Raw genomic sequence first — 20,837 nt, 5'->3', positions numbered from 1 at the left:
GCAGCAATACAACGGCTGCAAATTTATAATTATCAGCTTAAGCACAGACCAATTTAGTCTGAGTCTATATTTTAATATTAACAAAATACAATATCTAAATCCCATAAAAGATGGAATAAGACATAGCGATTGTTAATAGTTGGTGGTAGTTCAAATTTTATGACCAGTTTTGCTGATATGGCCCAGATGAACCTTTAATGCCATCAATTAAACCACGACACATATATCGGATGCGTGTGCGCTTTTGATCTTGCAATATCGCATTTAAAAAAATCCGAATAGGAATAAAGCAAATACACCTTATCTTCCAGTACAGCGGAACATAGCTACGCCTGCTCAGCAGCAAAATATTTCTAAACTGGTAATATAGGCGGATCGGCGAGCCAACTTTGTACGTTAACCCAATAAATTTAGCCCTAGAGTCACCTAACCTATGCACCATTTCAACTTTTTTAGCTCTTGCTATACTAAAGTTCAAACGACGAGCGCGCCAACACCATTCATGATCTACACCATCAATAAACAAACTATCGTCTTTAAGACCAACCGTATCTAACAAGCCTAAGTCAATCATCATTCCAGAAGCGATAATTTGTGTTACCCCGACTAAATCTTCGTACTCAAAAACCTCTTTTTGTATCAGTGAGCGCACTTTTTTGTCGGTAAACTGGCAATGGATCTGAGGGCCTATGGCGATAATATTATGCTCTAAGCTTTTCGATGCAACGAGTAAACTTGAAAGACTAAATGCCATGTCAGATGGTATTTGGCTGTCCTGATCTAATAACAGTCCGTATTCACAACCTGATGCTAACAAATGTTTTAAACCTTTATTATGTGCAGCTGCGATGCCGATATTATCTGGGCAGTGTATATAGTCATAATGCTCAACAATCTTAGTAAAGTCATTTTTTTGAGCACTATTATCTACAATAACTAAGATATCAGTTTGTCCATAAACTCTTGTGATTAAGCGCTCCGTCAACGCGAGGTCTGGATTATAAACAACAATGATAGTACCAATCATTTAACGTTCACTTCTTCGTTTTAATAAAAGTCGGTCTAACATATACGCCTTTTTTACAATAAAAGACGGCATCATGCGCAAACCTAATATAGCTAAAGCATACACAAAGTTGAAAAACGTGAACTGGTCCAACTCTTGCATTGCATATAGCCTTGCTTTAAATTCATTCCAAGACTTTCCACGGCCGCGACGCTTGTAAAAGCCACCGATGCGTCTGAACTTCAACAATGGTTCTTTAATATTTGCAAAGCGGTATCCACTTTTAGCCAGCTTGATCCAAAAAAAGTAGTCTTGAGTGTTAAGCAGGCTACCTAAATAACGATGACCGTCTTTAAAGACTTTAAAACGAATAACTACTGTAGGGTGATTAATCGGGCAACGCCGAGAAAATGACTTTAACAATACCTCATGCCTTACAGGTAAGCGCCTGCATCCAACTCTCTCGCCAGTTTCATCAATTTCAATCAAAGCAGAACCCAACACATCGACTTTACTATGTTTCTCTAACAGCTGTATTTGCCTAGAAAAACGATTTAGCATGCAAATATCATCAGCATCCATTCTAAAAAAATATTGTGGTTCATATTGGGTCACCCAGTCAACAATAGCATTCATACACTGGCTTAACCCACGGTTTTCAGAACCAACCATAAGTACCACAGAGGGATTTGAAGCTTCTGTTTCAACCAAAAAATTGTACATTTCACAATCTATAGCACCATCAATAACAATAACAAATAATGAAGCTTTTAATGTCTGATCAATAACACTGTTAACTGAAGCTTTAAGCCAATCCAAATTATCCGCTTTGTAGACTGACATACCACACACACTAACGATGGTTTCGGGTAAACAATGTGATTGAATTAATCTAAATTGCTCACCAAGATCGTTAATTAACATAAATTTTATTTTCTCTTAAAGAATCGAGGGGCAGAGCATAAAGCACAAAAAAACCAAAAACTCACTTGCAGCATCAAAGCTACTCGATGAAATGGCTAGAACAAATATACAAATCAGTTACTAGTATTGGCCTATAAATGCCAGAAAACCATTACGCCAATAGAATCATACTATTACTGCATGAATAAATCACATTGAATTGCCAGTTATCTTTCAAACTGCCTAGTTCTTCGATAAATACACATGATTATATTGATTATAATCAAATTCCCCCCCCCAACTATTTTGGATTACGCAGTGCAAAATTTTCTCTAGATAAAGTCAAATTTGAATTATAGGCTGGATCTTTAGCAATATACTCAGCCCATTTACCCTTCAAGTGTTGCAACTCTTGCTTAAAACGAGCCTGCTTTTCAGGGGTATCTTCCGGACCTCTTGAGACAGATTCATGATGGTAGAGCTGAGCATCAGCACAGTATAAATTTCTAACCCCGAGTTCTAGTACTCGAAGGCAAAAATCAACGTCATTAAACGCAACTTTGAGAGATTCATCAAGCCCACCGACCTTCAAATAATGATCCCGTTTCACGAGTAAACATGCAGCAGTGATAGCACTAAAATTTTGTGTTGCAGCGATTCGATTCATATATCCACAATGATCACTAGGGTAATATTTGTGGGCATGTCCAGCACCGCCTCCGTAACCAAGAACTACACCTGCATGTTGGATTCGGTTATCAGGGTACAGCAATTTTGCCCCTACACACCCTATATCTTTACGGCTGACATGCCCAACCATTAGGCCTAGCCAATTGCGGTTAATAACTTCAATATCATTATTGACCAACGCGATAACACTGCCTTTAGCTCGCTTGACTGCATAATTGTTGATTGCAGAATAATTAAACTCAAAAGGATACTTCAGTATTGTGACTTTAGGATGCTGCGCAATCTGTTCAAAATAAGATAAAGAGTTCCTTTCATCAGAATTATTATCGACCAATATAATTTCATAATGCTGATAATCCGTTTTTTCAAGGATTGAATCAATACACATTCTAACTAACTCATGAGCATTCTTGGTTGGAATAATAATCGAAACTAACGGGTTATGATGTGGCCAAGTATAACGCCTAATACCATCACTACCTGTCATAAACGTTAAATCACCTAGATATGAGTTAGCTTCAAGTCGATATTTATATCTAGAATCATGATAAAAACCTGTTTGGTCATTTTTTTCCGCCAGATAAGGACTATGTAATAAAACCTCACTCACATGCCCAACGCTAAAGTCCGAAACGGTAAAATACTGCTCACAAAGCCAATCAGCGATAGCATCAGAACAATAAAACATGGGCACTTCACTTAACAAGCGATCGAAACTAGATACCCAAATGCCGTCACAGATATAACCATTACTCAATTGTAAATCAGGATTCCAATCAGGTTTAAAATCGGGGTTACACCGTATACCATTACTATTGTATTCATCAGAATCACAATAAAGGACACTTGCATTCATCCTAGAGTCAACCTGATAAAACTGGGCCATTTTACTCAAGATTTGAGGCATTACACGCACCCCACTTTTAATCACTATTGTGGGAAGTAAAAATACCTCTTTCGCCACGATTAGAGAAGCAACTGCCTCAGATAAGGTATCACCAACGATGCTGTTAATACTAAACAAACGTCTATTCGAGAGCTTGTTAATGACTAAATCAACCTCATCTCGAATCGAAGAAGAGCACCAAACGAAAACATTTTTCAGCCCAGATACCTTCTCAGCATTGGTCAAGCTATCAGCGAGACCTGTAAAACTGTTGTCATTTACAAGAATAATAGCGTTATGCTCTACAGTCACAAGCGAACCAGATAACACACTCTGCTTATCTATATAACGTTGGTAGTACAGCTTCATTTTCTTTGCTGATGGTTCTCCGTATAAAATACCAGATTTAAATATCAGTCGAGTGTACAACGCCACTAATTTGGGATTTTGCATTAACAAATTTTTTATTTTGCCAGGTAAGCACCTAACACAAAGCTTCACCAATAACATGGCGTATTTTTTTATCATAGCAATTACTTCAAATTGAAAGACATCAAAGGTAACAGTAAACCCATTAACAAACAGCCCTTAATATTCATGTGGTAACCTAATACTGAAATCCTCTCGACTACGCGTAAGGTGCCGACTATAAAAGGGGTCATTAAGAATAATATCCTCCCAACGTGCTTTTAGTTTCTTTTTTTCTTTTTCAAATCGAGCTTGCTTTTCTACTGTGTTATCCTCGCCTCTTGACTTAGATTCATAGTGATATAGCTCTGCGCTAGCACAATAAACGTTTTGGGCACCTAAACTCGAAGCTCTCAAGCAAAAATCAACATCATTATAAGCAACTTGAAAGTCTTCATCTAAGCCTCCGAGCTCATCAAATAGCGTTTTACGAACAACCAAACAAGCAGCGGTTACAGCCGATAGTTGTTGATTCACATGTATACGATTACAATAACCTGAATCATGATTAGATATGCCGCGATGAGAGTGTGCAGCATAGCCTCCTAACCCCATGATAACTCCTGCATGCTGCACGGTATCATCAGGGTAAAGAAGCTTTGCTCCGACACATCCAACTAGTGGCTGATGCGCTAGAGCAACCATATCTCCCAACCAATTCTCACTGATCACTTCGGTATCATTATTCAATAGAACAATTGTATCTCCGTTCGCATAACTTGCTGCAAAGTTATTGATTTTTGAATAATTAAAGGGTTTATCGTAAGTGATGACTTGAATATTGTCTTTTTTACTCAACTTTGAAAGGTAAGCAAGCGTCTCCGAACATTCACTTTGGTTATTCACAATAATAATTTCATAGTTATCAAAGCTTGTTTTCGATAGCACAGAATCAATACACGCTTTCAAAATCAAATATTGATCTTTAGTTGGAATGATAATGCTCGCTAAGTGAGGCTGGTCAATTTGATAGCTGACTCGATAAAAATTTTGTTGTTCTCCAGTAGTAACATTTGCAGCCACTCCCATTGTCTTTAGGTGTTCCTTTAGCGCTTTAAAACCCGCATCCACAGTATAAGGTTTAGCTTCGCTTGACATAGCGGTAGAACCTTCATGTACCCGCCAATGATATAGGATTTTGTCAATATGGTAGATCTCATTGGCAGAAAGAAAGGCTATCGCTCTCAATGCAAGATCATAATCTTGTGCACCTTCAAAACCTACACGACACCCACCCAAAGCTCTCAATACATCGGCTTGATAAACGCATAAATGAGTCACAAAATTATGGGCTCGTAACAAGTGGATATTCATATCTGGTTTAAAATGCGGGTTACTTCGCCGACACTTTTCATCAACAAAATCTTCATCACTGTATATCCATTTAACTGATGGATTTGCATTGATTACAACAGCAACTTCATTTAAAGCATTAGGAGCCAGTAAATCATCATGGTCAAGCAGCGCAATGAACTCTCCTTTTGCTAAAGCAACACCTTCATTGGTAGCAACTGAAATATGACTGTTATCAGATAGAGACTTGACCTTTATCCGCTCGTCTAATAGCGTGACGCTTTTTAGGTACTCTTTAACCTCAGCTTGAGTTGATGCATCATCAACCAACACTAATTCCCACTTAATATATTGCTGGGAAACTACCGACGCCACGCACTCTTTAAGCAACTCTACTGGGGGGTTATAAATTGGAACTACAACTGAAATCAGAATCTGTTGCTCAATATCTAAATGTTTACTCCACAAGTTAGGCTCAACAACATCAATCCAATTGTGGTACAGCTTTAGCGGCGAAGGCTTAGATAACGGTCGATAAATTTCACGCAAGAACCAATGATATGCTGGCTGAACACATGGGAGCCATTTTAAAAACTTGATCCCTTTCGGTCCCAGTATGCGCTTTAACATTTCAATCAAAATAATTCCTTCATTTGAACGGGTTAAAATATTTCAGTTTATTGCTAAGCATGCGCATATATTTATTGCCAGATGCCTCATTGAGCTCAATTTTAGCTATTCGATAATCATTAAGTTTTAATCTAATATAGCCGCCATTTGGTCTTAGACGGTGAGCAACTTCCATAAATTTTTGCGCATTACCTAAATCACCGCAACGCTCAAAATGCAAAGCAACCTCTCTTAAAACATCTGCTGATTGGCCATTTTTATTAGACAATAACTTTTTTGCTAATAAAGTATAATTATCAATACCTGTAATTTCTGTTGATTTTTCAGGCACCACATTAAAACACTGATAAAAATGTTCATTTGGAAGCAATAGATCTGGATGCTTAGCGATACAGTGTTTAAGTAATTCGAAAACAGCTAATGATTGCTGCTTAATATACTCCACAACACTTTGGAGCTCTTCTTGAGTTAGAGCTCGCTCAGTATAAGGCTTTTGAGGTGACAACTTAACGATATCAACCCAGGTCGATAAATAATTAAGTTCAGAATGAGCATCGACAAACCTCTCCAACCTTGATGTAACAGACTGTTTTAAATCTGAATAGCGTTCTGGTTTGATTTTAGAAAAAACTGGCGTCTCACCTTGATAAGATTGGAGAATTTTATCAAGTTTCGATTCAAAATTATCTATCGGAAAGTGATTCGCAATTCTTTTAAATTCATGAGCCTGATAGCAGTATGATTGATTAACCCTGGCAACATGAGGGACTTTAGCATTACAGCCAATCTCGTACAAAAGGTCAGACAAAATTGAGCCCCCGTGAAACAACGTCACATCGTAAGGCCGAATGTTTAGCTTAATCCTTTTATTGCTGGCTAATATTTGTTCTAAATAATCAATTTGAGCAAACCTAAAGTCTAATGGAATATGCAGTTCTGATTTAACTCTATGACGTTTAACCCCTTGATTATGGCCAGATTCAATTTGCTCAACAGGATCTCTGAGATAAACGATAAATTCAACCTCAATATGTGGTTGAATAGCTTGGTGTAAAGCCTCGATTTCATAGAAAAAGAACTCAGAAGACAGCAACAAAACTTGATTAGAAGATGCTAAAAAATCATCAAGCAAAATAGAAGTTTTGTTAGGATCTAAGTAACACTTACCACTTTCATCCCGCGTTAAAATTGCCTGCAAATTACCACAACTCACACCATTATTATCAAGAAGATGATCAGGATAAAAAATTGCATGCTTCCTCAGTTCTGGTGTATTGTTTTTCAGCCAAAACTGAATTGCTGACGTACCTGTTTTACCTGGTCCAGCATGAATAACAACCTTTTTAGACATTAAAAAAACCTTGAATTAGCCTTACCTTTTATAAACTTTCCAACAAAAAGCAATAGCACGACTATTTATGTAAGAATGAATGAAAATTTAATCTCTGCCCAGTTTCTTCGACAATAACATGATATTCGTCATTCACATTTTCACTTTTAGGTATTGCAAACTGAAAACCGATGTAACCATCACGATTAAATTTGACTCGCGGGTGCTGGCGATGTAGCTCAGCTGCAAGCGTTGTTTTAATGACTTTACCATTACAAGTTAAGCATACTTTTACCGACGTTTCGCTGTTCATGATATAGGCAGCACCAACAAGCAAATTTGGATTGTACACTGCTCGGGCAACATGCCCATGTACATATTGAGTACCATTTTTTAAACTACTAAGCCGCTGTTCTTGCAGCCATAATGCATTATTGTACAATGCTATATCTTTCAAGTTGGCGTTACGAATCCTTTGTTTCAGTTCGTCATCAACATCCTGTTCTGTGAGATATTTTTCTTTACTTATATTGTTTGTTTTTTCTTCTAGCTCTAAGGCCAAAGTATGGTTAATTAAAGTCAGGGATGACGAAAACTGCTCGGTAATGCCAATATTCCCCATTAATCCAATAGGTAACCCATCCAACATTCTGCTTTGCAAGTTATTATAGGCTGGTGACTTTATAAACTCCTCTAAACTCTTATCATAACCATTATGCTTTCTCTGGTGGTTGTAGTGCGAAATAACTTGTGCGCAAGGCTCTCTAAGAAAGGTCACCATATAAGAGCAATTAGTCATATTAATAAACCGACGAAGATTAAAGTGCCCCACTAGCCAAGCTTGCCCCGTCTCAAACTGCTGTTTAAAACCCAAAAAGTCATTTTTCTCGTATAGATAACTCAAAACCAACGGAGATGTCGCTTTGGAATTAAAACCATAATCACAAACAGTAACTTGAGAGTCATCCAAAGCCATTCTGAAACTTGTGCCAGCGGTCTTAGGAATATGAACAAATAGACATGAAAACTTGTCATCCTCCTTTTGATTTTCGGCCTTTAACAACGAATGTGTAGTACCACAATTGCTTACTTTTTTTAGTATTTTTTTTAGCATTCAACACTCATACTTCAAATATGATTGACCTATGCAAACCATAGAATAACGACTATAAATAGTACCATGAAAAAATAATTAAAGTCCTCCTAGCTGCTTTAAAGAAGACCATTTATAGCCGCTGGAATCAAATTTTATCAATTAATACATGATAGAATCAGCTACTAGAGATGATAAAATTAAAGCCATCGATGACAACCTAACCAAACAGTTTATTAGCTAAATCGCACCACGTGCAAAACACAACCCTCTATTGTAACCATTTAGTTAAGGCTTTAGTTAAAAATCTAGAAGCAAATACAGATGCGTCAACAGCTCCAAAATTGCCATTGATATTTATAGAACTAACTTCTCCACCATATTGTGAGTAAAGCATGTTAAAAAAAATAAAGCCCAGATTGACTGAAATACTCCCTACCAGCATGTTCGTAAAAAAATCATCTGCTAAGTCCAGCTTATCAGACTCAGTACTATTTGTTCATATTGCCAAAACAGCGGGAACCAGTTTTAAAAAGTCCATTGCCAATTTCGAATCAGTGTTATGCGATTATGGCCCCCTCTCGGTAGAAACGAGTGCCCCCATACAGAACACCGTTTATCGACAAGCTGATATATTCAGCTTTAAACGTCAATTTGATCAAAATAATAGCTGGCTCATTGGACATTTTAACCTCGCACGTTATATTAATTTTGTAGACAGCTCTAGAGTAATAACTTTTGTTCGTCACCCATTATCTCAAGTTGTTTCACATTACAACCATTACAAAAAGAACCATGGCTACCATCAAGAGCTTGAAGATTTTATTGTTACTCCTAGTTTTAAAAATTTACAAAGCAATATGCTTGACGGAATACCTGTCGGTCTTATTGGTAATATTGGCATTACAGAGAACTTTCATCAATCGCTTGAACTTATCAATACCGATTTAAACATCGACCTTATTGAATACCGAAGTAATATTAACAAAAACAAAACTGTAGAAGAAAAGAGCCTGAGTAAAGCTCATACTGAATTGATCCTCAAACATAATGCTAAAGATATGATCTTATATCATCGAGCCCTAAGCATTCATAATCAAAGGGTGCAACACAGACAATTGGGTAAACCTTGGGTGTATAGCCATACCGCACTCTCACCTTATGATCACAATCTTATTGTTGGAGCTGCATACACCACTACGCAAGAACCTGTTACGCTTTGCTTACTAAAAAACAATCAAGTAATCGACACTCAAATAGCGAACAGGTTATATCAACAGCAACCTAGAGTGAAGTTTCATCGAGAAGGTTATATTGGCTTTCAATTTAATATCCCTAAAAACTCACACGAAGACGACAGGTTTGATGTTATAGCCCAACAAACGCAGCAAAAATTAAATTTCGAACCATTTTACAAAATGACAAAATGACAATGCAGAGGCAGCAAAAGAAAACAGCACCACCTAACTATCTCTAATATGGGCATCGCTACAACAATGGCACAAGCTGGTTAATCTGTTTTCATAGCGCTGCCTCAAAGCAGGAATGCTTCGCGTTCGTAAAATATGTTTTCGCGCCTCACCGCCCATAGCCTTGAGTTCACTGGCAGGAGTTTCATATATATGCTTCATTTGCTTAGCTGCATTTTCGATACAAGGCTCTGCCCACTGTAAATTGTCACCTAATGGGTACTCACCGGGTTTAATATCTACCAATTCATAAGTAACTGGGAAACCCCATTTTGAATTAACTAAATCTGTTGAACCAGACCAGTCAGTCGATAATACAACTTTACTGTGTAACATAGCTTCAGCAATTGGCCTTCCAAGCCCTTCGCTACGGTGCAAGGACACATAACAATCACAAGACGCATACAGTGAATCAATTTTTTCGACAGTTAGCGACTGGCTTAGTAATTTTATTCGATTATCATTTTTAGCCGCATCAACTAAAGCATGCCATTCAGTTGAAGATTTATCTAAATGACTAACTTTTAGAATAAGTTCTACGTTTACATCAGGGAGAAATGCTTTGGTAAATGCTTTAACTGCAGCAATAGGGTTTTTTCGGCTAAGATAAGAAGCCGCATCAAAAATAGAGAGAAAGCGGAAAGGTTTTAAATGCAAGTTGCAATTACACGCTATCTCCTGCTTATTTTGCTGACTCAAGTCTTTTGGAAAGTCGATTAAAATAGATGGCATTGAAACAACGTTATCAAAGGAATTTTTAAAAGCAGAAACACAAAATTGTGATATCCCCCAAATTTCATCTAGAACAGCAAGCCTCTCTCTTTCAGGCCAATGAGGTAACTCCCACGGTAGAATGCCAATGTTATACGTTCGAGAAAAAAGCTGACCACCATGTAAATATTTCAACTCAGTCAATGCAAGCGGGCTAACAAAAAACAAACTCAACGGGTACCTAATTCTCCCCCGTTTAAAAGGTACAAAAGTTTGGCTGATATTTTTTTTATCTGCATTATGGGGTAAAGTGATAACACTGTACGCAATTCCAGCAGTATCTAATAACCTGGCAAATGTGCGCAAGTCTTCTCCGAGCCCTGTTGCGCTATTTGCGTAGCCAATTAAATTTACTCCCAGAGAGTGCTTAACACGTTCAAACTTTAATTGGGCTAATTTATGGGAATAATGACTGATCCCTCTCTTAGATAAAAAGGGCCTAAGCTGATACTTAGCCACTGCTTCACTAAAAAACCAGCTATATAATTGATTCGCAGAGACATGAGCTTCACCCTCTAGTGCGACGCCTTTATCATACTGAAAACATAGCACCATAAGGTTAGTGATTTTGTCTGAAACATTGGCATACTGCACGCTAATGGAAGCTAAAAATGCAATAAGCTCTTCAGAAAGGTTATCGTAACCGCCGTAAGAAGGAAGGCCAATAAATAGTGCCCATTGAAAGTAACCTTGTTTGCATTCAGACCTCAATTTATCTATATCAGGCCTGCCTTGAACAGCATGTTCAAAATATTGCAAAAAAGAGGTAATCAAAACAAACACCCAATCAATAAACTAGGCTGACTAAAGTACGTAATAATGGCCAATAGATCAATATAAAGTCATGGTTTAAGGTAAACCTCACCATGTAAATTGAGGATTCGTTAAGCAACTATCTATTTCCCAGCCATAAAAGCAAGTTAACACATACCGCTTATTTTCAGTGCTCAGTCAAGGCTAGCGCTTCAATACCGAAGGAGATCTGATTGCATTTATATCTTAGTGAACATCAGTAACCTAACCAACCCGAAGCTTTCGTGATTACCTGTTATCCATAAACATCATAATTTTCAGCCCTCTTTTCACTCCCGAATTGAAATTTATTACTTATCATCATTGGTTAAATCGGCTACCATTCAAGATTGAATTTTATGATATTCAAGTACACATAATTCGAGTCCATATGAAAAAATTTTTCACCGTTTTTGGTAATTGCCAGGCAGGTCCCCTTGCTGATATTTTAATGAAGCAACCATTTTTTGCCGCTGAGTACGAATACATCCCCATGCCAAAAGCTGCATACATGCTCAAACAAGGTGATTATGATGCTGTTTGCAGTATATTAAATAAAGTAGATTTATTTATTCACCAAGAAGTCAGTGATGCCTTTGGACCATTATTTAACACCAAGCACCTCAAAACACTGTTAGGCCCAACTGGTAACTCAATATCCTTTCCGAGCATTTATTTTAGTGGTTACCACCCAGAAATTTGCTACCTGAGACAGCTTGGAGAACCTGCAAAAGAGTTCAGTGACTACCATGATTTTAATTTAGTCAATAACTTCCTAAACGATCCGAGCAGTGCACACGCAAAAACATTAGCAGCTATCAATGATCCAGATTATTACTCTAGTCAGTTTGTGCTTGAAAATGCAAAAAACAGCCTGGCTGAGTTACAACGTCGGGAACAAAGCTTAGATATTACACTGTCGGACTTTATTGAAGATAACTGGTTAAATGAAATACTCTTCTTCTCCATGAACCACCCTAACCGTAAAGTACTTAACGAGTTAGCAGCACGTATTATTGCAAAACTAGGGCTAGTGACCGCGCCAATTGCTGGTAGCTTTCATCACCTAAGCGAGTCAACACTTCCTGTTTATGCATCTGTACTTAAGCACATTAACAGCCATAAGACTTTAGCTTTAAAAATCAAAGACACGCCAATTAATACGCCTGAATACCTAGATAATCATTTAGCAGTATATAACAAGTTACCTAAAGCAAAGTTACAATCTAATATGAAAGCACTGGATAATATGAAGCAAACAAGCCCTCATACTTTAAAACAAAAAACTATCTATTTTCATATTGGCATGTCTAAAACTGGCACCACTAGTGTACAAAAATGGTTAGCCGAGCATTCAAAACTATTATTGACTCACGGATTGTTGTACCCAAAATCATTTCGTAACGAAGGGGTTTGTCACCATAGTTTTGCAAAATCGTTGAAATCCGGTTTTAATGACAAAGCAGAGTTAGAAAAGTTATTTACTGAAATAGATCATTCTGGCGCATCAAAAATTATTATATCTTCAGAATTGTTAGAACGGCTCTCAATAAATCAATGTAAGTTACTCAACACCATCTTCAGCCGTTACCACATAAAAATAATTACTTACCTGAGACAACAAGATGAAGCCGTCACGTCAATGTATAACGAACTGGCAAAAAAACATGCTATTGCCGTATCTTTTGATGAGTATATTCGTACTACACCAAGATTAAACCTTTTCCACTACACGGTAATGCTAGCACCGTTTGAGCAAGTTTTTGGCATAGACAACTTAATCGTAAGGTCATTCTCAAAAAGGCATTTACATGATAAATCGACCCTTTCAGATCTGTTACTTCAAATAGAATCAAGCTTACTAGAGCTTGTGAAACAACATCCTGCCAATACAACTAATACATCACTACTACCGGCAACAGCCCACATCATGGCAGAAGTTAATCGCCATCAAGATTTTGCCGTAAATCATTTAACCGACTATGCTCTCGCAATTCGTTTATCAAACGCAGTTAACCGGCTGGCCAAAGACAATGGTATTAAGCACCGCTACTTTTCATCAAACGAACAACGTAGCCAATTCTTGCTTCAATTCAAAGAAGATAATCAGTTGCTTGAACATAAATACCTCAATGGCATTAAGTTTGTGTCAGAAACCATGAGTGATGCACCTGAATTGTCAGAGCAAGAGAAAGTGACTTTGTTAACAGAGACCTTAGAGTACACTTTAAAGGTGCTAAAAGAACAACCATTAACCTCAGAGCAACTTGCTGAAGCAACAGCGAAAATATGGCATATCATTTTACAGAAAAATCTTAAACCAATCTAACTACTATTAATACAAAAACTTAGAAGCAAAAAGTAATTAGTTTACTCAAGATATAAACGATAGAAATAAGTTTATTTCTATCGTACTAAAAAAGACTAGATAAAGTAATGGTTTAATTACACAAGTGCATTAGGTTTACGGTTCAACCCACGTTCAATTTCATTAATTAAATTCACTCGCAAATAAGGTGAATGATAGTCTCTACAAAAAGGTAAATCTTTTACGATGGGTTCTTCAATTATACAGTTAAATTTATGTCGCAAAAAATGATTAGAACGCCAACTCATTGACTTCAGTTGAATACATGTAGACTTACTCAGTAACAAGCCTGCCTCGCTATCTAACTTATCAATGATTTTTGAAAAAATAGCTCTCTCACTATTACTCATCGCCTTAAAACCACCAAAAAACTTATTTCTCAATAAACATAATAGCGTTTGCGCATTATTATACGAACTATTCGAAACTCTGCTAGTAAACTTATCTAGCTTAATATTCACATTAAATCTAGATGATAAAACGGAACCAAAATCATCAACTATAGATTGATTAAAAAAACTCTCTCGCCTAAATGGAAAACAAAAAACATTTTCAAGGCCACACAAATCAATCCATGGTTTAAGCATTTTATCAATATGGACATACTTTAAATGTTCAAGCACAAAATCCGCAGCTTCACCTTCAAATGCTAGCCGCCTAACCCACTCTTTATACTTTGCATTAAAGTAAGATATGGAATCTCTAATGTAGCAAATAAATGAAACATCAAAATAATACTTTATTTCATTTATTGCCCCTTCGTCCATTATTCCCGGTGATAAGAAGTTCTCATAAGACAAAATGATTACATTACAATTTTTTGATATTGCCTCTTGATATAACCCCTCCCAAACATTGTCTTGTTTATGATGTGTATTAAAAAGAGTTTCACGCACATAAAAATGCCGCGAGCCAACACCATAATCATGCCTTATTCCTGTATTTGGGAATAATACCCCCTGTAACTGGTTTAGTTCATTATGCGAGGACAACGCTTCCTGCAAAGCAGTGCTGCCCGTTTTATGCATTCCTCCATGAATAATTAATCGCATTTTATCCATTACTTTGACCGCCCTACTGAAGAAGCCAAATTAACTACAATTTCCAATGCTGAATGGAGTGATTGCTCTAGCTCAACAACATCTTCAGCAGAAATTTTTGCTAATGCTTTTTTTATATCGGTTGTAGATACATCTTGAGTTCTCTCTAAATAAACCACATCGCAGCAGTCTTTTAGGTCGTCAAACTTCCCAGCCCAGTCGCTGCCCATTCCAAAAATGTCAACGTTGAATCGTTTTACGTCTGCCCGCTTTTGATCCCAAGAGTTTTCTGCAAATACCGCATCAACATACTCAGTCGCTAGCAAAATTTCAGCCCGCTCTTCAAAAGAACAAAATGATTTCTTACCCTTACCGGTATTAAATTCATCACTTGAAACACCAACAACAAGACGATCACCTAGCGCTCGTAAACGCTTCAGAAGCCTAACGTGTCCAACATGAAATAGATCAAAAGTACCGTAAGTTAAAACCGTTTTTTGAGGTTTAACATCGTTAGCAACTGATACTAAGGTCTTGACCTCTTCCAACGGGATTTCATGACGGTAAGAAAGAATCGACGCTTTGGTAATTGGATAAACCCCTAAAGCCTTTAACTCTTCAATTTCAGGTAAAAAACCATCAAAGTTCATATGCCTTGCCACAATGGCTTCTTTTAAGTTAAAGCCACTTCTTGCAAAGTAGTCTTCATAATTACCTATGCCTTTAATCGTTAATGGCCCAAATGGGTAATCTCTAAGTGGATATAGATCAGCAATTTTGATTGAACGCTTAGGGAACCAACCACGGAAATCATCACTCTTGTAGTGCAAGCGTAACTCGCCATCAATTTGCATCCGCTGACCTATAAATACATCTATCTGCATATATATGTTTAGGGGACAAATCTCTTTACTAGTGCAATAAAATTGGTAAAGACCGTCGTGCTCAGACCCTTTAAGAGTAATTCCTGCAGCTTGAAGTTTCGGAACGATTGAAAGTAGCTCAGCTTCAAAGCTTTCCTCTACCATCACGTCTACATCATCATCCCAAGGGATAATAGCCTGATGTCGGACACAGCCTAACATGGTTCCAGAGTGAGCAAAAAACTCAACACCATGCTCATGTAAAATATTTTGGAAAATATTAAACATCCGATAGTAACTGGTCATGACACTTTTCTTTAGAATAACCCTATTAAAAAAGCCATCTAACTTATGCTGCTTTTCATCTTCACTCATAACATGTTCTGACATCTAATCATCTCTTTAAGTTGCCGCACTACAGCAGCAAAAAATTATCTAATACACTACACTTTATGAAAATAAAGCTCTAAATGAAGAAATAAACCTTGAATTATATTTCTCTAACGCCAATAAAGAATCTTGGTACAGTTGATTAATTTCGTTATTATTTAACATGGCGTTACAGCTATCAACCACGTTGGTCATCAAGGCACAAGTCTGGTGAGGATTATCAACTTCTATTCCAACCATAGCATCCACAGTTGCAATTAATGGTCGACCAAAAGCGAGTGCTTCAATAGATTTAATTTTTAGCCCAGTACCACCTAGCATTGGGTTAACCATTATATCCATTTGCCGATAAAAATCACTCAAACTATCCACCATTCCATGCACAATAAATGGTGCAGTTGAATCAGCTAAACCATTACAAACTGAACCCGCTAGGTGAAATTCAAATCGCGACAAATCAATATCTGCACTTAATAAATGCTGTTGAAAAGAGATTATTGAAGCCACATTAAAAGGGTTGCCACTGCCTAGGTAACCTATTCTTATCTTGCCGTTCGTCGCTTTAGGAGCCGGTAACAAAATTTCTGGAGGAACAACGTACCCTACTACCTCAACTTGCGCATCGCAAATACGGTTAAAATACTCTGCTTCTTCATCTTGAATCGCTAACACTAAGTCAGCACGATTGAGTGCCATAGCCTCCAATGCTTTCGAAGTATAAAACCATACAGGTTCCATCCCTGCCGCTTTAGCCACAAGATGGCGGTCACCAAAGACATCATGCGTATCAATGACCTTAATGACACTGTCGGGCACAACTTCAAGCGCTTTAGAAAACCAAACATAATTAACTACACAGTGAGAAAAAGTCCAAATGCTGCAAAGTTCAGCAACTAAGGTACTTACCCGTTCATCATACCAATCATCGACATGAAAAAAATCACCAAAAGAAGGCTCTGCTGCACCTCCTTGTGGCTGTACGTAGTAAAAGTGATCCCAGCACTGGGTCATCTGCAAACTTTGCTGTTCCGTCAACCCTTCAAGACCAAAGTAAATAAAATGAACACGAAAACCAAGGGTTTGCCACATTTTACATAATTGATAGATTCTCGCACTATTACCCTGATTTTGTGGGTGTGATGGGATCGGCGAAATAATTAAAATCTGTTTCATTGCAAGTTCTCCTGCCAAAAGATTTTAATATCTTCAATAGCAATACCCAAATGTTTTCCAGAGTCAGGTATGTACGCTACTTTATTGACATTGAGGTGAATATTGACAAAGCCTTTAAATGATTCAGCAGCTACGCAAAAATCATATTGTATAGTACCATTTTCAGGTATAGAAATAGGCCTAGGCTTTTGTCCGTCGATGGTCAAATAAGCTTGCATTTCTCTTGCTACAGCCTGAGAAGAAAATAAATTAAACTGTAAATGAAATTGCCCTGAATGAGGTAAGGGTAATATAAAACTCGTTTGAGCATCTGGACCAGTCCAATGATACTCAACACCATCGAACGTCTCTTTTTCATAAACATTCTTACTCAATAACATTGATGGTGTAAATAATTGCTGCTGATTTCTAATCAACGACTCTAAAATATCAACGCCTTGAGATGTTTGCGCAACAAGTGCTATATCTAATTTCTCTCTAAAAGCCGCTCTTTCAGGTGCTGGAGCAGCATTTGAACTTGCTTGAAGTTTACTAAGCAATGAAGCCGGTAACACCTCTGTCTTATGCAGCGCAAAGATGTCACTGCCATTAATACCGTTTAACTCAGATTCCGCCAATAATTGCTGCCCTTTATTATCATAAACGGCATAATCAATCGAAGTACAAAATGCGATGAATGCTTTCAAAATCGATGCCGAATTGGATTGAGATAATACAACAGTCATCATTGGCTGATGAGTTGTTATCGTATACTTAGCGGCCGCGATTATTTCTAGCAAGTGCTCTTGATCATTGATGTGCAACCACCCAAGTGACTTTAAACCACCAAATAAGCTATCAATCGTTCGAATTGGAATGATTTTTTTTGCGCCTAGGTCTGACGATGCACCACCACAGAATGACTGTCTATGATGCCAATCAATATCTCGGCCACCAATTAAGTAATTAGTATTAAAAATATTGTCATCCGTTTTGCTTTCATTAAAGCACCACGGGCCTATAGCGTTTATCAAAGACAGGCTTGTAAATTGAAATATATTGAACCCACAAGCTGTAGAAAATAATGTCGGTATAGAACTTGGTAAATCAATCACAACCATTTGAGTTTGCGTTCGAAAGCGTTGACATAATGCCCAATAAAGAATATTACGTTGTCTTATTGGATAAGTATCACCAAGAAATACCTCGTTAGTTATACTAGTTCCGCTCATGAAATGGGCTCCAATAAATAATCAATGGCAGTCATAGGCACTAATTTATCAAATCCATTTCGGTTTAAAAGTAAACATTGCGAGTCAGCAACAGGGTAAAAAGGTTTAGGGAAACGATCTATCATACGACTCCAAAGTAGCCCAGTAAAACACCATTGCGCTTGTGGCTCTATGCCTGAGGCCAGGTTAAAATCTATATCTTGCTCTCCCGTAACCACCTGCTCAACCACAAAACCTGAAGCACTAAGGTACTCAGTAATAGCCTGAGGCGTAGACAATATTGCTGGTTCACTATCCATTAAGTCTAGCGTAACGGTTAATACAAGCTTGGCACCTAGGGTACAAACTCCATTTAAAAAACACAGTAAATAGATCGGGTCGTCAGCAAACAAACTCAATGGAAACTGAGCATTAACAACTTGGTACTGCTGCCAATGTTCAAAGTAAGCTTCAGAGAATAATTGCTCTATCGATATAGAAGTTAGTTGCGACTCTTCATAATCAAGTATGTCGACTAAAAGACGACTATCAAAACTCTCAAAATTAACTAATAAACATGACTCATTACTGCAACTAAGCGGAATCAGTGACTCAGTCCAAGCGAGCCCAGGCCTGCCATTGTGCTCAAATATTTTATGTTGTGTTAACTGCTTGCACATGCTTTGTTTAGGTAGGTAGTACTGACTAGTTTGGTTCAGTTGCTCACTAAAGGTGACATTGCCTAGTGATTTTAACCCTTCTGAAGCCTCTATACAGTTAAGGTACATTTTCGTTGTTATATCAATGCGATGAGTTTTTTCAATCCAAACTTTAGCCGCCAAACCTATAGCAGTTCGTTTATCTGCATTATTTGCTAATGATAATAAACTCTCTGTTAAAGAATGTTGAAAGTCATCATTATATTTAAGTTTAACAGCGACGCCATCAGGTAGCTCTGCAAAAGGGCCAATATCAACCACAACACAACATAAGCCCATACCTAAGGCTCGCGTCAGTGTTCCGGAACTTTCCCCCCCAGAGGGGTAACGCAAATTGATAATAAGATCCGTTGCGCCCAAATGTTGATAAAATTCATGCTCGCTTAAAAAACCAGTAACGATAACGTTTTCACTTAAACCTGCAGCTTGAATGTCTTGAAATACATCATATTCATATTGTTTACATTGCCCCGCTAATACATACACGAAGTCTAGCCCTTGCAGTTTCAATTCTCGTAATGAACTAAGAACTGCTTTTATTTGCTTAGCTTTGGCAATAAAACCCATTGACGTAAAAATGAGTTTATCAGTCGGTAAACCTAAAGCGCGTCGATAATCTAACTTAAGTTTTCTAGGGTAGCTAGCAATTGTTGGAGCAAGGTGGTGCGGAATAACGCTGACATTATTCTTACCTCTTGCCATGACTCTGTCTGCAGAATACTGAGAATGGACGATAATGTGACTCGCAGAGTCAATTATACTGCCATTTAACTCTAATTCTGACGGGGAAAAGCTTCCTTTCCAACCTTGGTTATCAAGTTGCTCACCAATAATTTTACCTAAACGGCCATATTGATGGAATAAAGATGCACTATAAGCTGACTTATTGCCTTTGCCCAAAGTGGTTAAATCAATAAGGTGATGAAGATTTAAATCATGAATCACTACAACGCCTGGCGTTGAGAGCAATACAGGCAGCAAATACTGAGTATCGCTGTTATTTCCTACATGATAAACATGTTTGTAAGCAAGGTAACGCTGACGGTTAGCTAAATATTCAGTAAGTCTGATAATTTCCACATATCCAGGCATACCTAATGGCTCTGGATGACTATCTTCTATGACAACAGTTAAACAATGGGACTTTGCCAAATAAGGAACCTGCTCAGCAAAATAATCAGCAATGCCGTTTGGCTTAGGGGGAAGCGGGCAAAATACGATCAACCCATGCTCATTGGCAAAAAGATGCATAGTTAATTACTTCTGTTCAGTTTTTACAAGTTGTTCCATTTCGCGAGTCAATTTCTCGCGATGCAATGCTAATAAAGCATCAACACGCTTTTCCATTTCAGAACCAAAGGCGTTCAGTATTTGTTCAGGCTTTTGCCTAATCGTGACTGATTGTTGAGCTTGTTTCACACCATCTATGTACATATGCAAGGTTCTCGGTGTTACATCAAACACACTTAGCCCCGGATCAAAGCTGAAACCATGAGCACCGCTACCAATACCAGCAACTAACAAATCTTCACGCATTACATTTGCAGTGGTTTCAGCTACAACCGTATTTCCATCTTTAAACTGAATAGTGCAACTATGCTTCGGAGAGCCCATCAAACAAGCCCAACCGCTAATCAAGTCAGGTCTCATTGTGTCGATATGAAATCTGACATCTTTTTTTCCAATAATTTTTTTTATTAACTGCTTAATTTTGTTCATTGGGCAGAAACCTTTATCCATAAAATATAATGAGTTTAATTATG

The 20,837-nt window shown here is 37.6% G+C and carries 15 protein-coding genes; 2 read left to right on the top strand and 13 right to left on the bottom strand.

The window, feature by feature from the left end; genetic code table 11:
- Positions 1–157: 157 nt before the first annotated feature.
- From RGE70_RS05865 to RGE70_RS05840, 6 genes are all read right to left on the bottom strand, one after another.
- Positions 158–1,027: a glycosyltransferase family 2 protein gene (locus tag RGE70_RS05865; RefSeq protein ID WP_310470595.1), complete on the bottom strand. Its 870-nt coding sequence runs from the start codon at positions 1,025–1,027 to the stop codon at positions 158–160.
- Complete coding sequence (locus tag RGE70_RS05860) at positions 1,028–1,849, bottom strand: glycosyltransferase (RefSeq protein ID WP_375087934.1); 822 nt, start codon at positions 1,847–1,849, stop codon at positions 1,028–1,030.
- A gap of 361 nt (positions 1,850–2,210) precedes the next feature.
- Entirely contained in the window at positions 2,211–4,013 is a 1,803-nt protein-coding gene (locus tag RGE70_RS05855) for a glycosyltransferase family 2 protein (RefSeq protein ID WP_310470593.1), read from the bottom strand.
- A gap of 60 nt (positions 4,014–4,073) precedes the next feature.
- The gene (locus RGE70_RS05850; RefSeq protein WP_310472933.1) at positions 4,074–5,876 is read right to left on the bottom strand and encodes a glycosyltransferase family 2 protein; all 1,803 of its coding nucleotides are present in this window, start codon (positions 5,874–5,876) and stop codon (positions 4,074–4,076) included.
- Positions 5,877–5,895: 19 nt separating this feature from the next.
- A complete protein-coding gene (locus RGE70_RS05845; RefSeq protein WP_310470592.1) occupies positions 5,896–7,227 on the bottom strand; it encodes a hypothetical protein in 1,332 nt (443 codons plus the stop codon).
- Positions 7,228–7,288: 61 nt separating this feature from the next.
- Entirely contained in the window at positions 7,289–8,320 is a 1,032-nt protein-coding gene (locus RGE70_RS05840; protein ID WP_310470591.1) for a hypothetical protein, read from the bottom strand.
- Positions 8,321–8,694: 374 nt separating this feature from the next.
- Between RGE70_RS05840 and RGE70_RS05835 the strand changes: the two genes are divergently transcribed.
- Positions 8,695–9,729, top strand: a complete 1,035-nt coding sequence (locus RGE70_RS05835; protein WP_310470590.1) for a sulfotransferase family 2 domain-containing protein — start codon at positions 8,695–8,697, stop codon at positions 9,727–9,729.
- A gap of 33 nt (positions 9,730–9,762) precedes the next feature.
- Here RGE70_RS05835 and RGE70_RS05830 read toward each other — a convergent pair whose 3' ends face one another.
- A complete protein-coding gene (locus tag RGE70_RS05830; protein WP_310470589.1) occupies positions 9,763–11,313 on the bottom strand; it encodes a glycosyltransferase in 1,551 nt (516 codons plus the stop codon).
- Positions 11,314–11,722: 409 nt separating this feature from the next.
- On the opposite strand from RGE70_RS05830, the gene RGE70_RS05825 reads away from it, so the two are divergent.
- Entirely contained in the window at positions 11,723–13,660 is a 1,938-nt protein-coding gene (locus RGE70_RS05825; protein ID WP_310470588.1) for a WcbI family polysaccharide biosynthesis putative acetyltransferase, read from the top strand.
- Positions 13,661–13,776: 116 nt separating this feature from the next.
- Here the strand turns inward: RGE70_RS05825 and RGE70_RS05820 are convergent, their stop codons facing one another.
- Genes RGE70_RS05820 through RGE70_RS05795 form a run of 6 tightly spaced genes read right to left on the bottom strand, consistent with a single transcriptional unit; the run spans position 13,777 to position 20,793 of the window.
- The gene (locus RGE70_RS05820; RefSeq protein WP_310470587.1) at positions 13,777–14,760 is read right to left on the bottom strand and encodes a hypothetical protein; all 984 of its coding nucleotides are present in this window, start codon (positions 14,758–14,760) and stop codon (positions 13,777–13,779) included.
- Positions 14,760–15,992 carry an adenylyltransferase/cytidyltransferase family protein gene (locus RGE70_RS05815; RefSeq protein WP_375087907.1) on the bottom strand — a complete coding sequence of 411 codons (1,233 nt, stop codon included), beginning with the start codon at positions 15,990–15,992 and terminating at the stop codon, positions 14,760–14,762. Before RGE70_RS05815 ends, RGE70_RS05820 begins: the two co-directional genes overlap by 1 nt.
- Before the next feature lie 60 nt (positions 15,993–16,052).
- Positions 16,053–17,165 carry a glycosyltransferase gene (locus RGE70_RS05810; RefSeq protein WP_310470586.1) on the bottom strand — a complete coding sequence of 371 codons (1,113 nt, stop codon included), beginning with the start codon at positions 17,163–17,165 and terminating at the stop codon, positions 16,053–16,055.
- Positions 17,162–18,376 (bottom strand): hypothetical protein, encoded by a 1,215-nt coding sequence (locus tag RGE70_RS05805; protein ID WP_310470585.1) that lies wholly within the window; start codon positions 18,374–18,376, stop codon positions 17,162–17,164. The genes RGE70_RS05810 and RGE70_RS05805 overlap by 4 nt, the downstream gene beginning before the upstream one ends.
- Positions 18,373–20,325, bottom strand: coding sequence for a glycosyltransferase family 4 protein (locus RGE70_RS05800; protein ID WP_310470584.1), 1,953 nt, complete (start codon positions 20,323–20,325; stop codon positions 18,373–18,375). Before RGE70_RS05800 ends, RGE70_RS05805 begins: the two co-directional genes overlap by 4 nt.
- Positions 20,326–20,331: 6 nt before the next feature.
- A complete protein-coding gene (locus RGE70_RS05795; protein ID WP_310470583.1) occupies positions 20,332–20,793 on the bottom strand; it encodes a hypothetical protein in 462 nt (153 codons plus the stop codon).
- Positions 20,794–20,837: the final 44 nt, after the last annotated feature.

Origin of the sequence: Shewanella youngdeokensis, assembly GCF_033180165.1 — a bacterium.
In the GTDB taxonomy this organism is placed as follows: Bacteria; Pseudomonadota; Gammaproteobacteria; order Enterobacterales; family Shewanellaceae; genus Shewanella; species Shewanella youngdeokensis.
Note: the sequence above shows the minus strand (reverse complement) of the source record. Positions and strands in the feature narration are given on the sequence as shown.

What these genes read in the sequence shown, in the direction of transcription:
- RGE70_RS05865 (WP_310470595.1), bottom strand. Translation starts at nt 1,027, where the DNA reads ATGATTGGTACTATCATTGTTGTTTATAATCCAGACCTCGCGTTGACG.
- RGE70_RS05860 (WP_375087934.1), bottom strand. Translation starts at nt 1,849, where the DNA reads ATGTCAGTCTACAAAGCGGATAATTTGGATTGGCTTAAAGCTTCAGTT.
- RGE70_RS05855 (WP_310470593.1), bottom strand. Translation starts at nt 4,013, where the DNA reads ATGATAAAAAAATACGCCATGTTATTGGTGAAGCTTTGTGTTAGGTGC.
- RGE70_RS05850 (WP_310472933.1), bottom strand. Translation starts at nt 5,876, where the DNA reads ATGTTAAAGCGCATACTGGGACCGAAAGGGATCAAGTTTTTAAAATGG.
- RGE70_RS05845 (WP_310470592.1), bottom strand. Translation starts at nt 7,227, where the DNA reads ATGTCTAAAAAGGTTGTTATTCATGCTGGACCAGGTAAAACAGGTACG.
- RGE70_RS05840 (WP_310470591.1), bottom strand. Translation starts at nt 8,320, where the DNA reads ATGCTAAAAAAAATACTAAAAAAAGTAAGCAATTGTGGTACTACACAT.
- RGE70_RS05835 (WP_310470590.1), top strand. Translation starts at nt 8,695, where the DNA reads ATGTTAAAAAAAATAAAGCCCAGATTGACTGAAATACTCCCTACCAGC.
- RGE70_RS05825 (WP_310470588.1), top strand. Translation starts at nt 11,723, where the DNA reads ATGAAAAAATTTTTCACCGTTTTTGGTAATTGCCAGGCAGGTCCCCTT.
- RGE70_RS05820 (WP_310470587.1), bottom strand. Translation starts at nt 14,760, where the DNA reads ATGGATAAAATGCGATTAATTATTCATGGAGGAATGCATAAAACGGGC.
- RGE70_RS05815 (WP_375087907.1), bottom strand. Translation starts at nt 15,992, where the DNA reads ATGTCAGAACATGTTATGAGTGAAGATGAAAAGCAGCATAAGTTAGAT.
- RGE70_RS05810 (WP_310470586.1), bottom strand. Translation starts at nt 17,165, where the DNA reads ATGAAACAGATTTTAATTATTTCGCCGATCCCATCACACCCACAAAAT.
- RGE70_RS05805 (WP_310470585.1), bottom strand. Translation starts at nt 18,376, where the DNA reads ATGAGCGGAACTAGTATAACTAACGAGGTATTTCTTGGTGATACTTAT.
- RGE70_RS05800 (WP_310470584.1), bottom strand. Translation starts at nt 20,325, where the DNA reads ATGCATCTTTTTGCCAATGAGCATGGGTTGATCGTATTTTGCCCGCTT.
- RGE70_RS05795 (WP_310470583.1), bottom strand. Translation starts at nt 20,793, where the DNA reads ATGAACAAAATTAAGCAGTTAATAAAAAAAATTATTGGAAAAAAAGAT.